At 47.7% G+C, this 20233-nt stretch carries 21 protein-coding genes; 4 read left to right on the top strand and 17 right to left on the bottom strand.

What is annotated here, in order from left to right:
- Positions 1 to 2 precede the first annotated feature (2 nt).
- Complete coding sequence (locus ICL80_RS07210; protein ID WP_194215415.1) at positions 3 to 2297, bottom strand: TonB-dependent receptor; 2295 nt, start codon at positions 2295 to 2297, stop codon at positions 3 to 5.
- Positions 2298 to 2449: 152 nt separating this feature from the next.
- Between ICL80_RS07210 and ICL80_RS07205 the strand changes: the two genes are divergently transcribed.
- The gene (locus ICL80_RS07205) at positions 2450 to 3508 is read left to right on the top strand and encodes a helix-turn-helix domain-containing protein (RefSeq protein WP_194215414.1); all 1059 of its coding nucleotides are present in this window, start codon (positions 2450 to 2452) and stop codon (positions 3506 to 3508) included.
- 23 nt (positions 3509 to 3531) lie between these two features.
- Here the strand turns inward: ICL80_RS07205 and ICL80_RS07200 are convergent, their stop codons facing one another.
- The 13 genes from ICL80_RS07200 to ICL80_RS07140 form a co-directional block, all read right to left on the bottom strand.
- Entirely contained in the window at positions 3532 to 4716 is a 1185-nt protein-coding gene (locus tag ICL80_RS07200; RefSeq protein ID WP_194215413.1) for a LysR substrate-binding domain-containing protein, read from the bottom strand.
- Between the two features lie 30 nt (positions 4717 to 4746).
- Positions 4747 to 5085 carry a 5-carboxymethyl-2-hydroxymuconate Delta-isomerase gene (locus ICL80_RS07195; protein WP_194215412.1) on the bottom strand — a complete coding sequence of 113 codons (339 nt, stop codon included), beginning with the start codon at positions 5083 to 5085 and terminating at the stop codon, positions 4747 to 4749.
- Positions 5086 to 5103: 18 nt separating this feature from the next.
- A complete protein-coding gene (gene pcaD / locus ICL80_RS07190; protein WP_194215411.1) occupies positions 5104 to 5886 on the bottom strand; it encodes a 3-oxoadipate enol-lactonase in 783 nt (260 codons plus the stop codon).
- Between the two features lie 82 nt (positions 5887 to 5968).
- The gene (locus tag ICL80_RS07185) at positions 5969 to 6856 is read right to left on the bottom strand and encodes a dioxygenase family protein (protein WP_194215410.1); all 888 of its coding nucleotides are present in this window, start codon (positions 6854 to 6856) and stop codon (positions 5969 to 5971) included.
- Positions 6857 to 6888: 32 nt separating this feature from the next.
- On the bottom strand, positions 6889 to 7179 hold the full coding sequence (gene catC / locus ICL80_RS07180) for a muconolactone Delta-isomerase (RefSeq protein ID WP_194215409.1): 291 nt from the start codon (positions 7177 to 7179) through the stop codon (positions 6889 to 6891).
- 25 nt (positions 7180 to 7204) lie between these two features.
- Complete coding sequence (locus ICL80_RS07175; RefSeq protein WP_228073847.1) at positions 7205 to 8365, bottom strand: muconate/chloromuconate family cycloisomerase; 1161 nt, start codon at positions 8363 to 8365, stop codon at positions 7205 to 7207.
- Positions 8355 to 9110: an SDR family NAD(P)-dependent oxidoreductase gene (locus ICL80_RS07170; protein WP_194215408.1), complete on the bottom strand. Its 756-nt coding sequence runs from the start codon at positions 9108 to 9110 to the stop codon at positions 8355 to 8357. The genes ICL80_RS07175 and ICL80_RS07170 overlap by 11 nt, the downstream gene beginning before the upstream one ends.
- Positions 9107 to 9586 carry an aromatic-ring-hydroxylating dioxygenase subunit beta gene (locus ICL80_RS07165; RefSeq protein WP_194215407.1) on the bottom strand — a complete coding sequence of 160 codons (480 nt, stop codon included), beginning with the start codon at positions 9584 to 9586 and terminating at the stop codon, positions 9107 to 9109. The genes ICL80_RS07170 and ICL80_RS07165 overlap by 4 nt, the downstream gene beginning before the upstream one ends.
- Complete coding sequence (locus tag ICL80_RS07160) at positions 9583 to 10857, bottom strand: aromatic ring-hydroxylating oxygenase subunit alpha (protein ID WP_194215406.1); 1275 nt, start codon at positions 10855 to 10857, stop codon at positions 9583 to 9585. The genes ICL80_RS07165 and ICL80_RS07160 overlap by 4 nt, the downstream gene beginning before the upstream one ends.
- The gene (locus tag ICL80_RS07155) at positions 10858 to 11406 is read right to left on the bottom strand and encodes a nuclear transport factor 2 family protein (RefSeq protein WP_194215405.1); all 549 of its coding nucleotides are present in this window, start codon (positions 11404 to 11406) and stop codon (positions 10858 to 10860) included. It lies immediately after the preceding gene.
- A gap of 8 nt (positions 11407 to 11414) precedes the next feature.
- The gene (locus tag ICL80_RS07150) at positions 11415 to 11792 is read right to left on the bottom strand and encodes a hypothetical protein (RefSeq protein WP_194215404.1); all 378 of its coding nucleotides are present in this window, start codon (positions 11790 to 11792) and stop codon (positions 11415 to 11417) included.
- A 50-nt stretch (positions 11793 to 11842) separates the two neighbouring features.
- Positions 11843 to 13000, bottom strand: a complete 1158-nt coding sequence (locus ICL80_RS07145; protein WP_194215403.1) for an acyl-CoA dehydrogenase family protein — start codon at positions 12998 to 13000, stop codon at positions 11843 to 11845.
- A gap of 10 nt (positions 13001 to 13010) precedes the next feature.
- Positions 13011 to 14195: an amidase gene (locus ICL80_RS07140; RefSeq protein ID WP_194215402.1), complete on the bottom strand. Its 1185-nt coding sequence runs from the start codon at positions 14193 to 14195 to the stop codon at positions 13011 to 13013.
- A gap of 93 nt (positions 14196 to 14288) precedes the next feature.
- Between ICL80_RS07140 and ICL80_RS07135 the strand changes: the two genes are divergently transcribed.
- The 3 genes from ICL80_RS07135 to ICL80_RS07125 all read left to right on the top strand — a co-directional run bounded on the left by ICL80_RS07135 (position 14289) and on the right by ICL80_RS07125 (position 16233).
- Positions 14289 to 14999, top strand: coding sequence for a CoA transferase subunit A (locus ICL80_RS07135; RefSeq protein WP_194215401.1), 711 nt, complete (start codon positions 14289 to 14291; stop codon positions 14997 to 14999).
- Entirely contained in the window at positions 14996 to 15634 is a 639-nt protein-coding gene (locus ICL80_RS07130; RefSeq protein WP_194215400.1) for a 3-oxoacid CoA-transferase subunit B, read from the top strand. Before ICL80_RS07135 ends, ICL80_RS07130 begins: the two co-directional genes overlap by 4 nt.
- Before the next feature lie 110 nt (positions 15635 to 15744).
- Positions 15745 to 16233 (top strand): MarR family winged helix-turn-helix transcriptional regulator, encoded by a 489-nt coding sequence (locus ICL80_RS07125; RefSeq protein WP_194215399.1) that lies wholly within the window; start codon positions 15745 to 15747, stop codon positions 16231 to 16233.
- Between the two features lie 7 nt (positions 16234 to 16240).
- Here the strand turns inward: ICL80_RS07125 and ICL80_RS07120 are convergent, their stop codons facing one another.
- From ICL80_RS07120 to ICL80_RS07110, 3 genes are read right to left on the bottom strand one after another with little or no spacing between them, the layout of a single operon-like run.
- The gene (locus ICL80_RS07120) at positions 16241 to 17419 is read right to left on the bottom strand and encodes an EAL domain-containing response regulator (protein ID WP_194215398.1); all 1179 of its coding nucleotides are present in this window, start codon (positions 17417 to 17419) and stop codon (positions 16241 to 16243) included.
- A 3-nt stretch (positions 17420 to 17422) separates the two neighbouring features.
- Complete coding sequence (locus ICL80_RS07115; protein ID WP_194215397.1) at positions 17423 to 19843, bottom strand: response regulator; 2421 nt, start codon at positions 19841 to 19843, stop codon at positions 17423 to 17425.
- A gap of 9 nt (positions 19844 to 19852) precedes the next feature.
- Positions 19853 to 20218: a response regulator gene (locus ICL80_RS07110; protein ID WP_194215396.1), complete on the bottom strand. Its 366-nt coding sequence runs from the start codon at positions 20216 to 20218 to the stop codon at positions 19853 to 19855.
- Positions 20219 to 20233 lie beyond the last annotated feature (15 nt).

Raw genomic sequence — 20233 nt, 5'->3', positions numbered from 1 at the left:
TCCTAGAAGCTCTTCTCCAGACGAATTCCCCATTCGCTGCCCCGAGAAGGAGACAGCATACGGAAGCCCGCTGGGTCCATAATCTGTTCACCGTGAATATAATAGTCTGTGCCGCCAATGTTTTTACCAAACACAGACACAGACCAACCACCCGTTTCATTCTCCAGCGTCAGGCTTGCATTAACAAGATGGTAGCCCTCCTGCCCAACAAGGTTTTCAGCATCAAAGAAATATGATGATCGGTAGCTCCAGTCCACACGCGGTGTCAGGATCATGTCGCTTCCAACCGCCATGTCATAAGAAACAGAGCTATTCAGTGTCCATTTTGATGTGCCGGGGAAATTGTTATCAAGCGTAATCGTTGGGCTAACACGGCCATCAAGTTCCAGATAGTAGGCATCGGTATAGCCCGCCGCAAAGGACACCAGCAAATTATCAACAGGAACAGCCGTAGCTTCCAGTTCAAAGCCTTTGATCCGTGCTTTGGCTGCATTTTGTGTTGTTGGGGCCACGCCGACAGGCACCGTTACCTGCAAATCATTATACCATGTATAATAAGCAGAACCATTAAGGCGCAGACGCCGGTCAAATGTATCAAGCTTGAAACCACCTTCTACAACATCAACTGTTTCTGGCTCGAAAGACGGCGGCGTTGCAATTGCAGGGAAAATACGCTGCGTAAAACCGCCACTTTTAAAGCCGCGTGAATAACTTGCATATACCATTGCATCGTCATTTGGCCGGAAAGACAGGTTAACATGAGGCGTCCACTCATTCGCTTTCGCTTCCTGCTGGTCAGTTGTCGTAAGCACATCACCCGGCTGGAATTGCAGGAAGGGCGGGAAGAACGGCACGGTATACGTGCTGATAATATACTGGTTAGGCGTAAAACGCTTTGTTTCGTCTGTGTAACGAATACCACCTGTCAGAGATACCCTATCTGTCAGTTCGTATGTTACCTGGCCAAAACCTGCAAGAGATGTATTGTGGATATCACCGCCGCTCAGGAAGCGGGCAAAGCCAAAGTCAACAATATTGGGGTTCTGGCCTTTTTCATCAAAGAAAAAACCGCCCACAATATAATTCAAACGCCCATCCATGGCAGTGCCCAGAAACTGTAGTTCTTCACTCCACTGGCGGTATGTAAAAACATCTTCAGTCGCATTAATCTGAAGCGGGGAGCCATCACCGTCACGGGCAAATTCGCTATCCAGATCGCGGTAAGCAGTGATCGACTTAATCTCGAATGTATCACTTACCTGATAGCTCATAGTAGCAGAAAGCCCCCAGACATCTACATTTGAGTACACATCGTAGGTGCCATAAGTAACATTTGGATCGTCACTTATCCACTGGCTGTTATAGCAGGCTTCACCGCCAACGGCCGCGCCCGCGGGATCAAGGCATCCGTTAGGGAAAGCTTGCAATGCCGGGTTTAGTTGCGGCGCAACCATCAGGTTATGTGCGGCAGGAAATGCTGCACCAGGGTCAACCCCGTCGAGCACCAGCGGCACACCGTTCTCGCGAGAGCGAGTATAGTCTGCTGTGAAGAACAGCTCAAACTTCTCTGTCGGGTTCCACACTGCTGAAGCGCGGGCACTTAAGTTGTCCTTATCGCCCAAGTCCAGATCATCAGATGCGCGGATAACATAACCATCACGCTGGTGGGTCTGGACTGTAAATTTGGTTTTAAACGTGTCGCTAACAGGCAGGTCAACCGTTCCGCCAACGATATACCAATTGTCGCTGCCCACCGTTGCAAAAACCTTGCCGCCAGCTTCATCTGCCGGACGTGATGTTGTAATACTGATAGCACCACCCACGGAGTTGCGGCCAAAGAGCGTTCCTTGAGGGCCGTGCAGCACCTCTAACCGGTCAATGTCGACCAGATCGAGAAGCGCGCCAACGGAACGGGAAATATAAACACCGTCTACATAAATGCCCACACCCGGATCGGTGTTCAATGTAAAGTCCGTTTGCCCAATACCGCGCATAAATACAGAGACACTCTGGCTACTGCCAGAAAAAGCGGATGAACTATTAATCGTCAGCCCCGGTGTAAAATCTGCAATACCGTCTATAGAGTTAATCTGGCGATCTTTTAAACCGGTGCCCGAGAATGCGGTGATTGCAACAGGTGTATCCTGAATGTTTTCACTGCGCCTACGGGCCGTAACAATGATTTCCTCCAATTTGAATTCGCTCTGTTCTTCTTGTGCAGATGCTGGGGCTACATAGATCATAGAACCCAACACAATGGACATACTTGATAAAAAATAAGATCTATTGATAGCCATGATAATTCCTTTAAGGGTTGCCTAAGGTCGGTAAGTGACTATTTCGCGACACAGACGGAGTTGAATCGGCCAAATTCTTACAAAAATATTGCAAAACACGCATAAACTCTTCAGTCTTTTATCGTTGAATAGTAAGCGAGAGGACTATCGTAATGACATCGTCTCAGACATCACGTTATCCCGGCTGGTCGGCAGCGGCTTGGTTGCCAATGCACAAAATGCTGGTTCAGGATGAACGTTCATGGTCTGTTATTCGGCCCCATCAGGTTCACAATATTTCAGCGTTCCACCCAGAAGAAAGATTACGTGCCTGGCAAGACGCTCTAAGGCTCACTTTTACAGACCTGATTCCAGAGACGACTTATAAAAATGACTTTGGCGGCATGATAGAAACAGTTGACTGCGCCGGGCTTAAAATCTCTCGCATAACAGCAGAAGCACAAAAGGTTCACCGTAGTTTCCGCGAGATTGAAAAATCCAAAAGCAATACGGTTTATTTAAACGTGCATCTTGGTGGTACAGCCCGTGTTTTGCACAGTAATGGCACCACTAACTTACGCCTCGGCGACTGTATTCTTGTTGACCCGCGCCAGCCCTACGTTTTGGAGTTTGAAAGCCCTTTCCGGCAGCTCTGCATTCAATTACCTGAATGGAGCCTCCGCGAGCAACTTGATGCCCCTTTGGAAACTGCCCTTGGTCAAAGTTTCAGCATGACATCGCGCACCGGAAAAGTGCTTCTTGCTGCACTTGAACTGATGTTGCTTGAAGCTGATAGTGGTACAGTTCTCGAATCCTCTGCTGAACTGTTCATGCAAGTGATGAATCACAGCTTAAATGAAGCCATCAGAGGCCCATTAAACGGCGACAGTCAAACAACAGCAAAAACCGGTTTGGCAACAAGGTTACGACAATATATTGGGCAAAACTTCAGGGATGAAAACATTACCCCCAATGAAGCAGCGGCGGCCCTTAACTGTTCACTTCGGAATATCCACAAAACCTGCCAGACCATGGGCACCACATTTGGCAAACTTATACTGGATGCCAGACTTTCAGCAGCGGCACAGGCGCTAGCCTATACAAAATACCCACAAGCCCGCATAAGCGATGTGGCGTTTGATTCAGGCTTTAGTGACATTTCGCATTTCTGTAAGGTTTTTCGAGTTCGTTTTGGTGTTTCACCAACCGAGTTTCGCAAACAACGTTCCTAATACATGCCCAGAAACAAATATGGTTATGAGGCAAGAATCGCCTTTGCGTACATGGCTATTTTCGAGACCTCTTCAGACAATTTAGCCCCTTTTTTATGCGCAAGGACAACCTTGGATGGGTCGGCATCCGTATCAAGCTTTATGGCAACCAGTGGCATTCCATCATAGCTTATCATTGTAGCAGGGCGTGTTATAACAACACCAAAACCTAGCCCCTGACCCACCATACCGCGCAACATTTCAAAAGAGGATGCATGAAAAACAACCGCAGGCTCAACACTGTGTTTACGCAGCAACCCTTCCAGCATTTCCCTGCTGGTTGGTTCCGCCACAGAAACCATTGGTTCCCCAATAAGGTCTTGCGGTTTCAAGCACTTTTTTGAGGCCAACGGGTGGTTTTCCGCCACCAGAACATAAGGCTCCAATTCGGTTAAAACAGATGTTTCAATCTCTGACCCCAAATCAAGATCATAGGTAATAGCCAGTTCAATTTCGCCCGACAAAAGCGCCTGTTTCATACGGCGAACATCACCCTCAACCACATCAAGGGAAAGGCTTTGGCCGTCATCAGAGAGCCTTTTTAACAGCTTAGGCAGAATATGCGGTCCAAATGTATGAAAACATCCAATTGCCAGTTTTTTGCCCGATGGTGTTTCATCCGTAACAGCCAAGCGATTTGTAACAATTGGGTGTGCGGCGCCGTACGACCTGTTAGCATAAACAAGAGCTGAACCACGTTCACCAATAAACATGTCTTCAACCTCACCAAAAATTACATGGTGGGTTCCCACTTTTTGGCTGGAAACAATGTGGCAGTCAAACGCCACGAGAGCATCAGCCACACGCGGGGCACCAGACGGGTTAACAGCCCAGTTCGTGCAATCAAACTTATCTGCCAGTTTGTCATTATACATGCCTGCAAAAACATCTGACACATAGGACTGATAATCGCGCAGAATATTCACACAGAACACGCCGTTTTCAAGAATTTTAGCAGCGGCAACGCTCCGTTCATTCACACACACCAGAAGTGTAGGACGCGGTGTATCTGCTGAAACTGAGGACATCGCAGAAACAGTAACACCTGATTTCCCGGCAATACCGTCCGTTGTAATAACATTCACAGTATTGGCTGCAAAGCTCATCCCTTCAAAGAATTTCTTCTTTGTTTCATCTGCTTTTGTAAGAGGTTTTACTGTAACTGCCATAGGTTTTTCCTTAGTACCGCCAGATAGTTTCTAGCGTTTACGGTAGGTGCGCGGGTTCATTTCGCGCAGGTCAATTGTAATTTGCTTCAGATCGGGTAACAGCTTTGTAAGCGCCGCAAAAAGAGCATCGCTCAATTCTTCGCGCGCGCTCAGGCTTGGGCCTTCCATCATGGCAACATTCACATGCAGGAATGCTTCGCCCTTGCGGCCACTTACCCGGTACTGCGAACACGGGATTGCACGCAGTTTAAGATTCTCCAGAACAATAACGCTCGACTGGTCTGCAACCTCAAGAATGGTATCGAGAATATCTTCTATCTTACAATCCAGATCGTCATCACGCGCATATTCAACACTAATATGAGGCATCTTTAGTCCTTAACCCTGTTATGCGGATTGAACAAAATTACGCAGAGCATCTGTGAATTTTTCAGCCTGTTCCAGATTGATCAAATGAGCACCGTCAAGGCTCAGATACTGCGCAGTGGGAATGGCACTGTGCAACACAGCAGCATGACCCTCAGGCGGTGTCGCAGGGTCTTTTTCTCCTGCAACAACAAGGGTCTGAGCGCTGATCATCCGCGCTGTACAGCGCATATCCATATCACGGATAGCGGCACAGCAACCTGCATACCCCGCAGGATGCACATTCAAAAATACCTGCCGTACAGCATCAACCTGCTTTGGATTCACATCCATAAAAGCAGGGGTAAACCACCTGCTGATAACAGCTTCAACAAGTGCTTCCATACCTTCGGCAAGCACCGTTTCAATCCTGCCCTGCCAACTGGACGGTGGCCCCATATAAGGGCTAGTTGCCGCCAGAGTTAATGACTGAAACCTATGTGCTGCACGCGTTGCAAGCCGCTGGCCAACCATACCACCCAGTGATACGCCGCAAAAATGCGCTGTCTCGATTTTCAGAAAATCCATAAGCTCCAGCACATCAAGGCTAAGCCGGTCAAGAGAGTAAGCCCCCCCCGGAGCACCTGAAAGGCCATGCCCTCGGCTGTCATAGGTCACGATAGCAAACTCATCAGAAAGGGCAGCCACTTGCGGTGCCCACATGCTCCGGTCCGTACCCAAAGAGTTTGAAAAAAGAATAACCGGCTTTCCATTTTTTACATGGTATTCATAGGCAATATCAACGTCGTCACTAGCCTTAAACATGGGTATTTCCTGCGGTCATAGTTATACTCTTCCTAAAAAGTACCTGCCGTACATGCTTGCACGACAGGCATAGGAGGAAACATTAAGCCGAAAGCCTTTTACGCTCCGACAGTTCGTACCGAACAGCATCAGAGTTTGGCACCAGTTCAAAATCAAAATTGATTTCTGCATGATCCGACGTGCGGTTTAGCTCGGGGATCAGCTCTTCCCGCGTTGCATACGCAAAATCATCATAAACCAGCGGATCATCGGCAATATTAATTTGGGTGGTCAGGTGCCTATACCCTTCAGCCTGTACAAAAAAGTGAATGTGAGCGGGGCGGCTACCGTGGCGTCCCATTGCTTTCATCAATCTATCAGTAGACCCGTTTGGCGGTACACTGTAACCCACTGGCATAATTGATCTGAATTTATACTTGCCGTCAGCGCCGGTTTGTATTCTCCGGCGATTATTAAAATCTGCCTGCAACCCGGTTGGGTCAAAATGGGAATAAAAACCGCGCGTATCAGCATGCCATACTTCCACCATAGCATTTGGTACAGGATTACCGTCCGTATCCTTGATCACGCCTTCCATCATCAATACTTCGCCGTCATCTTCCTTATCACTCATGACGGCTTCACCTTGAGAAAGCGGTGCGCCTTCCACATAAAGCGGGCCTTCAATAGTGCGCGGTGTACCACCCGTAATACCTTGCTTTTTGTCGGCTTCATCCATGAGAACATCCATATAATGCTCAAGCCCAATGCCTGGTACAATCAAGCCCAGTTCTGGTGATGCTTCGCCGATAAAGTTAACGGCCTTCCATAGTTCATCTTCTGTTACGTTATGTTTTTCAATCGTTTGAAAAAGACCGCTTAGCAAATCATACATGATTTCTTTAAAACGCGGGTCCCCATCCTTTTGGTCCTTACCTGATGCCCGGTGCAAAAGGTCTTGCACATGCTTGCTTTCAAAAACTGTTGTCATACTATTTCCCCTTCCTTCCACTTGAACTAATATTAGCGATCGTCATCATGAATTGATGATGGATGCCGACAAAGTGCCGTAACTTTGGTTTTCATGTATGGGAAAAGCGGCAAGCTCAGCATGATATCATGCAGGGCAACAGGGCTTTCCACATCAAAAACACTGACATTTGCGTACTGGCCTGCAACACGCCACAAATGCCGCCAAACGCCAGATTTTTGCAATTCCTGAGCACGGGCTTTTTCATCAGCGAGTTTTTTCTGCACTACCGCCGGGTCCGCGCTGTCTGGTATGTTCACTTCCATTTCCACCATAAACAACATATGGTTGTCTCCTTTTTATACGGGATTATCCCTTGCCTTCCGTGAAGGCACCAAGCGCCGCATCATTTATTTCAACCCCAAGACCGGGTCCGTCTGGCACGACAAGGGCAAAGTCTTTATAAGTAAGCGGCTTTGTTAAAATATCTTCGGTTAACAGAAGCGGTCCAAACAGCTCTGTTCCCCATGTAATTTGGGGTAATGTTACCAACATCTGTGCGGTTGCAGTGGTACCCACACTGCCTTCAAGCATTGTTCCGCCGTAAAGTTCCAGCCCTGCAGCCAAGCCCATCTGCGCCACATCACGGCATGAAAACAAGCCGCCCGCCTGTGCAATTTTAAGGGAGAGCACATCGGCAGCCCTTGCTTTAATAATTTCAAGTGCAGGACTGACACCCCCGCGCAGGGCTTCATCTGCCATAATAGCCGCGCTGGATATGCTGCGCAGTTCACGAGCACCGTCAAGATTAGTGCCTTTCATGGGCTGCTCAATAAGCGTAACACCCGCTTCTGCAAGGGCTGGGATCGCACACCGTGCTGTTGTCATGTCCCATGCCTGATTTACATCAACCCTGATATCTGCTTCGCCCCGAAACGCATCTGCAATAGCGGCCACATGTGCTACATCCTCACGCCACGCACGGGCCCCAATCTTGAGTTTAAAAATATTATGGCGCCTCGCTTTTAGCATGGCCCGGCCTTCTTCAATATCTTTTGCCGTATCCCCGCTTGCCAGTGTCCATGCAACAGGTAGGGTGTTTCTAACCCGCCCCCCCAGCAGTTCGGACACAGGCAAACCAGCCAGCTTTCCAAGAATATCAAACAAAGCAGTTTCAACAGCGTTTTTGGCAAAATAATTACCAACTGCCATCTTTCTTATCTTGGCCATAATTTCGGCCGGGCGAGTGGCAGAACATCCTTTAATCAGGTCTGCAAAATATAGGTCTATAGTGAGCTGAATACTATCCGGACTTTCATCTGTGTATGATAGCCCGCCAATGGTTGTTGCTTCACCGTAACCGACAACACCGCCTGCAGTTGTGATCTTAACAATCACAAGCCGTTGCTCTTGCATGGTGGCAACAGAAAGTTTGTGCGCCCGTATAGTGGGGATACGAAGAATATGTGTTTCTACACGCTCGATAAGATCCCCGTGCTCCATATTTGCCAAAGGCCCTTTACCTGACATAAAGCCCCCCATTTGCATCCAAGGTTGCCCCCGTCATGGAAACAGCGGCAGGAGACGCCAGTAAAACGACAAGCTGCCCAATAAAGCTTGGGCTGCCAAGGGTGCCAACCGGTATGCTTTTAGTAACTGCTGCCAGCTTTTCAGCGGGCAATATCTCGCGCACCAAATCAACATCAAGCGGACCGGGTGAAATAGCGTTTACAGTGACCCCGTTTGCGGCCAGGTCGCGGGCAAATACTTTCGTTAAGGTAACAATACCACCCTTTGATGCAGCATAATGCGCACCCGTTGCCGCACCGCCGTTTTGGCCTGCAAGAGATGCCATATTAATAATGCGGCCATACCCAAGGCTTGCAAAGGCTTTGCCAAACACCTGACAGCCAAGAAATGTGCCGCGTAAATTCACATCCAGAATTTCTGAAAATTCTTCTGGCGAAATATCAAAAACAGGCGTTGTACGGGTAAGGGCAGCGTTATTTACCAACACACCAACACCACCCCACTTTTCAGTAACCGCTATAAGCGCACTCTCAAAATCTGATTTTTGCAGAACATTAAGAGGCAAGCTGATGACTTCTTTGCCAGATGGATCAAGCTTGGTTGCTGCGGTACTGGCACGCGTTTCGTCAGCATCAGTTACCGCCACACGGTAACCCGCCTTAAAAAGCTCTGTCGCAATGGCAAAACCAAGCCCGCGACCTGCCCCCGTTACAAGTGCTACATTATGGCAAGCAGGCGTCGTCATAACAAATACCCAACACCGCTAACAGCTTCTTCACTGTGGGCCAGCCAGATAACCTTTTTTACCAGTTTCAGGCCGTTTTCAGTACGGCGTACTGTTACATCTACATTAGCAGCAATCGGCCGGGTTTTATCGCGGCGATATTCAACAAGGATTTGCGCTGCTCTTATATCAATCTCATTACTGCGCTCACCTGTTACAACAAAGCGTGATACAGTGCGAATGGTATCCGCCGCTGCGATCGCAGACATAGAGTAACTACTTTTTAGACGGGCAACCCGCATACGGCGCATTTCACCGTCGTCATAAGCATAGTTAAGCCTGTTGGCGAAATCTTCCACGCCCTTTTCAATGGGCACCACATAGATACCATCATCTGACCAAAGGTTTAGCCATGCATCATATTCGCGATGATCAAGCAAGTCTGCTTCCTGCCACAATAAAGCAGCAGCTTCTTCAAGTGTAATTTTCTGTGTCATGCTGTCATCATCCGTTTCCACATGTCATACGCAGCGCGCATACCTGTTTCTGCACTTACATCACCCCGGTTCACGCCCCCCGGTCCATTGCCGTCGCCGTCTGTACCTCTGTTAAGCATAATCCACATGTCGGGGCCTGCTTTTGAGCCACGTTGCACACGTTCCCACGCCTCTGCGTCATCTGGGCTACCAAAACCCATTGGGCCTTGAAAATGTTCATGCAGACGCAAGCGTTTTCTATTAGCAGCTTCGGGGCCGCCATCCATGGTTATGGCAATATGACGAATTTCTGTTTCTTCAACAGAAACAGGGCGCAGCACACGGAAGAAAGCCATCGAGCACGCAAGATTCGGAAAAAGATTTAGATTAAAACCGCTACCTCCAACCGCGCGCACTATACGCCGCACTTCTTCGTCGGAATAATCTGCCGCCAACTCTTCAGCCAGTTCCTTAAAGCGCTCTGGAATTGGCGCATCAAGATTTTCTTCCAAGTCCACAAGCTCTGGGATCATCACCATAACGCTGTGACCATTACCGAGATCTTCTACAAAGCCGTCACCATCAAGGAACGAAAACAGCTCTTCCGCCTGTGCATCAAGCGAGTTCAAAAATGATTTGTGAACAATGGGAAAGTGATAGGCGTCTGTCGTATTCTCTAACTGAATTTTCCAGTTACCGGGGAACCTGAATTTATGTTCGCCGCTAGTGCCAACCGGATAACCACCACCCTGTTTCATGAACAGGTCTATCCAAGGTTTGGCGCGCCCTAAAAACTCATCAAGACTTGGGGCTTCGTCGTTAAAAGTAGCAAATATAAGCCCTGCATAGCTTTCAACGCGCAGGGAGACCAGCGCATAATCGGCTTTATCAAAATCACTGCTATATCCCTTGGGAAGCGGCACACCTAGCATGGACCCATCTTGCGCATAGCTCCAGCCATGATAGGGGCAGACAAACCCTTTGGCATTCCCTTTTCTCGCTTCGCATACGGTTGCTGCACGGTGGCGGCACCGGTTTAGATGCACATGCACCGTGCCCCTCTTGTCACGAACAACAATTGCAGGCTGCAAGCCCACATGCGTTGTAACAAAATCACCCGGATTTGGTACTTCGCTTTCATGAGCAACCCATACCCACGTACGGCCAAATATCTTTTCCATTTCCAACTTAAAGATATGCTCATCATTATAAAGAGACGTGTGAACACGGTCTTCCTTTACAAGCGCTCCCAAGTCGCTATCTGAGACTTTATCTATCAAAGCTTCTTGCATTTATTGCTCCTTACTCTGCGGGTTTTGCGGCACAGGGATCGGTGCAGAACTATGCCAACCGCCCTTTATGGGCCTGCCAAACAGGTTAGTTGTTCGGAAACGGTCTATCCGCCAGTATCCATGTTCATATTTAAATTTCAGTCTCAGACGTGCCGCCAGCACAAAACTTTCACCAGTATTAAAAGACGGCGTTTGCAACATGACCCATGTGCCAACAGCTTGAGTTCCATTCACCGTGAGCGCTTCTGAGGTTAGAAAGTGCACATTCGATGCAAAGTGTGGTTTTGGCTTTCGGTATGTGTCCAGAAAGGCCACGATTGCCTCGCGCCCTTTATGCCCTCCAAAAGCTTTCCCGTACTTTTCACCGCTACCTTCCCAAACAGCATCTTCTGTAAACAGATCACCCAGCTCATCCATGGGTGTATCAGGACCAAGCGCGTCGCAGATTTCCATATAGCGCGCAACAACCCGCCGTATAGCGCCTTCAGCTTCAAGCGCTGAAAGCCGCTGCTCCAAGTCTGTAATCGAACTGCTGCCTGACTGTGCCATGATCAATCCTATTTTTTAGCAAGATATTCGGCAGGCACTTCAAGGGCACGGCCCATTCGAGCTTCAACACGGCAATATTTCCAAAGCCGGTACTGCCCAATTTCGATAGTGCGGAACAGGTTACAAGCAGCTACCACACTGTCCCGGTCTGGCATATCGGCCATAATGTAGGCTGTCCACGGGTACCCATCTGGCGATGTACCTACCATGGTTTCATCATCATCTAGCATGCCCAGTATTTCCACACCGTCCATACCATTCAGACGTCCCATCATCTCGCCAAAAGCTTTCCAGACAGAGCCAATTTCGCTTGAAGGCAAATCAAAAAAGCCTTGCAAAACAGCTATACAGAAAAGGGTTCGTATTTTTTTTGGTTGTTCAGACATATAGTGTATTCCTCACATTAAAATGTTGTTCGCTTGTACCCCAGCTTGTATTAGTCAAATCCGTGCATAAATGGCTGGCCCACCATTACCTTACCGGCATTCATGAAAGTGCCTTCTGCCAAAAAGGCGTGCTGGGCTGTCACCAAGGCGTCTGTCAAATAGCGAGACAGTGGGTTCTCATTAAAAATACCCATAGTGCCTGTCATTTCAAAACATGCGCGCGCTACATCTGCACTGGTTTTTGCTGCATGCGATGATGCAAGCCGCAATTCCATATTCAGGGTGCGATCCAGTTCTTTGCCCGCAAGTATCTGTTTCCACGCTGCATCCGTGCGCTCATAGAACCAGCACTGTGCCGCACGAAGCTTTGCTTCGCATTCGCCGAGGTGAATTTGCACATTGGCCCTGTCCCCCAGTGAAGGGGCGCCTGTGATAGACTTTGATTTGCCTGCAACACCAACCACATGATCAATAGCCGCGCGCGCAACACCAAGGCCGCACACAGCAAGTACCTGTGCTGCCATTGCAAGAGCCGGGTATCTGTAAGCTGGGGTGTCAATTGATGGTGGGCCACCGCGAACAAGTATCCAGTCATCTGGTACAAAAACATCTTCCACTACCAGATCATGGCTGCCCGTTCCTGTCATACCGATTGTATTCCAGACAGGGTCAATTTTCACTTTATCTGCCGGTAAAACAGCCATCAAAGGAAGCTGGCTTTTCTCGCCGTCTTCAACCTTAATGCCAACACCAATAACATCGGCGCCCATACAACCGCTGCCAAAACCCCAGCGACCAGTTACCCGCACACCGCCCTCAACCTTTATGGCTGTTTGCGGCGGGAAAACTGCTCCCGCAAAAACAACATCCGGGCCATCTGCATATATGACCTCAAGCGTTTTAACAGGCAGTGAAGACAGATATTTAGTGGCGAAACAAAAGCTTGCCACCCAGCCAACAGAGCCGTCAGCCGCTGAAATGCGTTCAATATAGCGCATAAAATCGCTAGGGTGCATACCCGTACCGCCAAAGCATTCGGGCACAAAACTATTATAGAGGCCAAGAGCCTTCAGTTCCGCCACTATGTCGTGGCTAACAAAGCGCTGATCCTGAATTTCTTTACGGCGTTTTACAATGTCATTTAGCAGTGCTTCAAAACGTTGCTCGTCAATAACAGCAGCAGTATGGCTTTGGCTTTTTTCAAACATTGTTCATACCTTAGTTAATTAAGTTTTGGTCAGGTGTCGATTTCAAACGGCGGTCATATTCTACAGCAAACGCAATCAGCCGTTCGTCCATCCCTTTGGGTGCAACAAGCTGAAGGCTAAGGGGCTTCCCGTTTAGGGAACCTGCTGGCAAAGCAATTGCAGGGTGGCCGCTAAGGTTAAAGGGCCGGGTAAGAGAGGTAATGCTCACGATATTCAGCATATCGGTCGCATCCTCAACCCTTGGCGGGAAATAGGGCAGCGTTGGCAGTGCCAAGACGTCATATGTCTCAAACAACGTATTAAGCTCTTTTGTGAATGCTACACGTACCCGCTCTGCGTCCGCCACAGCGTTTGCCGTCACCCCAGAGGCCAGCTTCAAGCGCTCTGCAATGTCTGGGCCTAACAGGCCCGTTTCTACCAAGGGAGCAAAAAGCTCAGACATTTCATGTGCCATAATGGTAATGCCCGCCATGTGGGCATCTTCTATTAAGCTTGAGCTCAGGTGTTTCATGTCAGGATTCAGTATTGCTGCTTTCGCCTGCACACCCTCCTGTATTTCAGGTAGCGCCTTCACATCTAGCCAGCCAATAGACAAGCCTGATATATCTGGTAGGGCTGCAAAGCAGGGGTCAAGGCAGCGCATGGCTTCATGCAGCATTTGTGCAGAAGCTGCAAATGGGCCCACACAATCAAGCGACGAACTGTTTGGCGTTAATCCATGACGGGATAAACGGCCAAAAGTAGGCTTTATACCGTAAACGCCACAGCAAGCCGCAGGTAGTCGGATTGAACCACCGGTATCTGTACCAATTGAAAAATCACATAAATTGGCAGCAACAGCCACCGCAGACCCACTTGATGAGCCGCCTGGAATTAAATCAGGATAGTTAAAATTTACTGGTGTTCCAGCCCACGCATTCATACCAGTTACACCGTATGCAAGTTCGTGCAGCGTTGTTTTTCCAACTATTCTACAGCCAGATGAAAGCAGGTTTTCAACGATACTTGCGTTAACTCTAGCAGGATTTCTGGTATTAAATGCGGCACTCCCGGCCTTTGTTGGAAAGCCTTTAATATCGATTACATCTTTAAGCGCGACAGTATAGCCCGAATCGCCCAGATCAAACTCAGCAACAAAAACGGTGCCCACATCCGTTTGCGGCTGTTCTATCTCTGTGTTGTTTGCTGACGACATGTATGCTATCTTCCGCTTTAAAATAAAACTTGATTATTCAAGTAATATAGGTGAAGGACGTTTGGCAAGCAATTTTTTTATGCCGGAGAAAATATGACCAACAAGATTTACGACAGCGCGGCTAACGCGCTTGCCAATACGGTAAAAGACGGAATGACCATAATGGTGGGTGGCTTTGGCTTGTGCGGCATGCCAGCGACACTGATTGAGGCATTACGTGATAGCGGCGCCCGCAATCTTACCTGCGTTTCAAATAATGCAGGCATTGACGGTGCCGGCCTTGCCCTACTGTTGGAAACACGCCAAATAGCAAAAATGATCTCTTCCTATGTAGGCAACAACAAACTATTTTCAGAACTATATTTATCAGGTGCTATTGAGCTGGAATTTTGCCCGCAAGGCACCCTTGCTGAACGTTGCAGGGCGGGCGGTGCTGGCATTGCTGCTTTCTATACCCGCACTGGTGTTGGCACTTTGGTTGCTGAAAACAAGGAAGTGCGTGCGTTCGACGGCCAAGATTACATTATGGAAACAGGCATTGTTGCAGACATAGCGCTTGTAAAAGCTGAAATCGCCGATGAAGACGGCAACCTGATATACCGTAAAACAGCACAAAACTTTAACCCAGACATGGCAATGGGCGGACGTTTGACTATTGCTGAGGTCGAACAGATCACCCCTGTTGGCAGCCTTGACCCTGATCATATTCACACGCCAGGCATCTTTGTGCAGCGGGTTATCAAAAGCCACCACCCTAAACGCATTGAAATAGAAACCACTCGACCAAGGGAGCCACAAGCATGAGTTGGACACGCGATGAAATGGCCGCTCTCGCTGCTGCAGAAATTCAGGACGGCTTTTATGTAAACCTTGGCATTGGGATTCCAACACTGGTTGCCAACCATATCCCTGATGGTATGGATGTTATCCTGCAATCGGAAAATGGTATGCTGGGCATGGGCCCTTTTCCCTATGACGGTGAAGCAGACCCTGACCTTATTAATGCCGGGAAGCAAACCATTACAGAACTGAAACGAACCAGTTACTTTAGCTCCTCTACCTCGTTTTCCATGATTCGCGGCGGTCACATCGACCTTGCCATTCTCGGCACAATGGAAGTGGCACAAAATGGTGACATAGCCAACTGGATGGTGCCGGGTAAGCTCGTAAAAGGCATGGGCGGCGGTATGGACCTTGTGGCAGGGGCAAAACGCGTGGTTGTGATTACAGAACATACAACAAAAGACGGGGCGCCCAAATTGCTAAAACGGTGCAGTCTGCCCCTCACCGGGCAAGGTGTGGTTTCACGTATCATCACCAACCTGGGTGTTTTTGATGTAAAAGGAAATGGGCTTTTTGTAGTAAAAACTGCCCCTAATGTACCCCGTGCGACAATTGAAAGCCAAACTGAGGCTAATATTACAGGCTGGGCAAGCTGATATTGCAATCCTTTGCAAAGAAATTTGCCTTTAAATATTGCTAGGCCTCACCCATATTAAGGCGCATGAACAGAAAATAGTAGCTAGTAACACAATAGAAAGACACATAGATGCCTCAAGCCAAGCTTACGCCAAATGACATGCCTCACGCGACCATAGAGGATGAGCATTTCGACCTTGAAGCTTGGCCTTTTTACTGGCTATCAAAGGCTCACGGCCAATATTTTGCCAAACTTGAAAATGCTTTACGCGAGGTAGAGCTTGATATTCCCCGTTGGCGTGTGCTTATGCTGCTTGAACCAGAGCGCGCTAGAAGCGTTAGCTATTTAGCATCGGGTGCTATTATTAAAGTGTCCACTATGACCCGCATTGTGCAACGCATGCAAGAGGAAGGGCTTGTGATCACCCGGCCACGCGAGACAGATGCCCGTGTAACAGAGGTGCTGCTTACGGGCAACGGTCGACGTGCTCGAACACTTGCATGGCAAAAAGCCAATGGTATTTTCACTCATACTTTTAAAGATATACCGCTAGACACAATCACAACCCTGAACGATACACTGGGCGTGATTGTCAAAAACCTAGAGGAATTACCATAAACGAGCCCTACTTTTCAAAAGTGTCAGATAAAGCAAACTTGAGAATTGTTTCAGGGTTTACCGCCTCACTAAACAGAAAACCCTGCCCGGTATCGCAGCCACTTGCCCTGATAAAAGACAGGGCAGCCTCAGTTTCAATGCCTTCTGCACACACTTTAAGACCCAGTTTTCTGCCAAGCATTGTCAGAATATCAACAATGACCCGAGCCTCGGTATTAGTTTCAATATCAAGCACAAAAGACTTGTCTATTTTCAGCTCGTTAAAAGGAAGATTATAAAGTTGCACCAATGACGAATAACCAGTGCCAAAATCATCAATTGCCAGATTAAACCCTTTAAGGCGCAACCTGGTTGCAACATCCATGGTCGTGGCAGTATCTTCCATAACGGCAGTTTCCGTTATTTCAAACGTGATCCGTTCAGGAGGGATATTGAACTCGCGGGCTTGTTGATCCAGCTTGTCTGGCAATTTCAAATCGGTGAGCATACTGCCATCAATATTAATGGACAGTACAATATCCAGACCTTCATCAAGCCAGACCTTGAGGGCTTTAAATGATTTTTCTACAATCACGGTAGTCAGTTCAGGCATTAACTTAAAGTTAGCAACTGCTGGCAAAAATTCATCAGGCAGTATGTGTTGACCCGACGGTTTAACCCACCGCGCCAATGCCTCTACCCCAACGATCTTATTAAAAGCGCTATTCAAATTCACTTTTGGTTGAAAAAGCGGCACTATTTCCCCCGCACCTAATGCAGCGAGGATACCGTTAGGTGTCGCTTTTCTGGAATTCGCCAAGGTTGGTAGTAATAAATGCTCAAGCTCTTCTATTTTGATCGGCTTTGAAAATGTGCCACAAATATTAAGCTTATACTGATTACCAAGGGTTTTTGCCGCAGCTATTGTTCGCGGGTCAGCACCACTTGCAATAAAAACACAGGCAGTTGAGTGTTGCTCCGCCAAAAAACGCAACAATTCAACACCGTCATAGCCCGGCAGGCCTAAATCAAGCACAATAGCCATAGGCTTATGCTCGGATAAAGAGTTTAAAAAATGCCGTCCATCGTTAATAACAACGGTTTCATACCCTAACCCCTGTGCCACTTCGGCAATAAAGTCAGCAACGTCTTTTTCGTCATCAACGATAAGCAACTTCGGTCGCCTAATTGGGAAACGCTCTGGCATGCTTCACTCCATCAAACTGGCGATAAGGAAAGGTAACTGCTCCAAATTATAAGGCTTTGAAATAAACCGCTCATGTTTTGATAAACTCTTACGGTCATGTAGTGCATTTTCTGCATACCCTGAGGCAAAAATCACAGGAATTTCCGGTCGTAACTTCCTCATTTCTTTTACCATGTCCGTTCCTAGCATGCCCCCTGGCATTACAACATCTGTGAACACAGCTTCTATTTCCTGCTTTTCAGCAAAAATACTCAGGCCTGCCTGGCTGCTATCGGCCTCAAACACGACAAACCCAGCTTCGCGCAATACCGATACAGCAACCTCCCGAACCTCGACATCATCCTCAACAACAAGAACTGTTACAGGCTTCAGTGCTATAGGAGTATCCGTTTCTGTTGCAATAATGTGAGGTGTAACATCAGTACCAGCAGCTTTAGGTATATACAGCTTAAAGGTTGTTCCAAAGCCTAATTCACTGTAGACCATTACGTGCCCGCCAGACTGTTTCATAAAACCAAAAACCGTACTTAGACCCAGCCCTGTACCTTTGCCGCTGTCCTTAGTGGTAAAAAAGGGTTCAAAGATTTTTTCTAAAACACTTGGTTCAATACCTGTCCCTGTATCTGAAACAGATACGGCATAATAATCACCTTCTTTTACATCAGGATGCCGTGAAGTATAGAAACTGTCGAGATACGCTTCAGAGACATCTATTGTAATCTCCCCTCCTGATGGCATTGCATCACGAGCATTAATACACAAATTTAGCAATGCACTTTCAAGCTGGTTTTTATCTGTCAACCCTATGTATGAAGCCGCTGAAATATTCGTTTTAATTTTGATATTATCGCCGACTGTACGTTCCAGAAGGCTTTCAAGTTCCATTACAATTTCATTTAGATCATGCTCTGAGGTTTCTAAAACCTGCTGCCGCGAGAATGTCAGCAAGCGTTTTGTTAATTCGGCCCCGCTTTCCGCGGCCTTCATAATTTTAATTACACGTTCATGCGCTTTCTCATCGCCGTTTATCGACCTGTCCAAAAGCTGCAAGTTACCAATGATCACCGTAAGCAAATTATTGAAATCATGTGCAACGCCGCCGGTTAATCTGCCCACGGCCTCCATTTTAGAAGCTTGCCTAAGCTGGCTTTCCATCGCCACCCGCTCTGACATATCACGTATAACTCCAATGAAAACAATCTCGCCACTAGCCTCAAATTGTCCAACCGACAAGCTAGCTGCAAATGCGCTACCATCACTTCGTAGAGCCGTTATATCCTGCGCGCCTTTGCCTATGACATTCGAGGACTCAGGCGTTTTCTGGTAGCGTACGATAGATGCGAGGTGCGCCTTTGCGTCATCTTTTTTCATAAGGCAAGTAACTTTCTTACCCAAGATATCACATGAGGAATACCCAAAGAGTTTTTCTGCCGAGGCACTAAAAGTTATGATGTTGCTTTCACTATCAATTGCAATAATCGCGTCTGCGGCGTTATTCAATACTGCCTGTAAATGTGCCTCACTCTTTTCAACAATAAGCCGCGACCTTCTTGCCTCAGTAACATCGATAAACTGTGCAACAGCGTGGCTGGGAACGCCGCTTCCATCTCGAATAAGGGATACATTTACCTGAACCCATATTTCAGTGTCTGGCACACAAAACATGCGCTTTACAATTTCATAGTTGCCAATATACCCATCGATCAAGTTACTAAACTGGTCGCGTTCAGCTAACCAGTCATCAGGGTGTGTAACGTCTTTTACAGCCTGCCCAGAAAGGTCTTCATCCGGCACCCCAAGCATCTGGCACAGCGCTTCATTTACCCTTTGAAATTTACCTTCCTTGGTAATAACCGCAATACCGTGCCCTGCTTTATCAAAGGCCTCCCTAAACTGATGCTGGCTTTGAAGCATATGGGCTTCGGCTTCATCGCGCCGCAACTTCTCCTCCAGCAGTTGCTCGTTTATGTTGCTAAGTTCCTGTGTCCTTTCCTTCACCCTTGCTTCCAGAGCATCATTAACTTCGATAAGCTTGTCTTCTGCTTTTTTACGAGCAATTTGGCTTGCAAGCCGCGCAAATAACACCGGAAACTGAATTGGTTTGGAAACAAAGTCATTTGCCGTAGCCTCTAGCGATAATACGATTGACTGTGTGTCGCTTTTTGCTGTCACCATAATGACCGGCAACTGGCTTTCTGTTTTATCTTTCCGAATATGCTTGAGTACCTCTATGCCATCCATTTCAGGCATCATGTAATCCAACAGGACGGCGTCATAAGTCGTTTTAGCGATTTTATCCAACGCCTCCTGCCCGCTCAAGGCATAGTCGGCACTGTAACCGCGCCGCTTCAGGCGCTTTACTAACAAATCTGTATTATCATCATTGTCATCAACAACTAGAATATGACCGAGCATTTCGAGCATTTTTATTCTCTACCTGGTAAGGTGTTGCTCAATGTTTATGAGCAGTTTTGCAAAATCAACCGGTTTGGTTTGAAACCCATTACAGCCTGCAGCGATAGCTTTTTCCCTGTCTTCCGTTAGTGCATTCGCCGTTAATACAATGATAGGTATATGCTGGGTTAGAGCCTGCCGCTTCAAATACCTCGTTGCCTCAAGTCCATCAACTTTGGGTAAGCCAATATCCATAAGGATAAGGTCTGGCCTCCTCTCTAATGCAAAATCAATGGCTTCCTGCCCATCAACCGCCACCCATACGCGATATTCTTTACGCTCTAGTCTGCGTTTTAGCATGTCACGGTTGGGCTCATTATCTTCAACAAGTAGAATAGACGGCATTGTTAGCGCTCCCAT

It is taken from the genome of Kordiimonas pumila (genome assembly GCF_015240255.1).
GTDB classification, from domain to species: domain Bacteria; phylum Pseudomonadota; class Alphaproteobacteria; order Sphingomonadales; family Kordiimonadaceae; genus Kordiimonas; species Kordiimonas pumila.
This window is presented reverse-complemented; position numbering and strand designations above follow the sequence as displayed.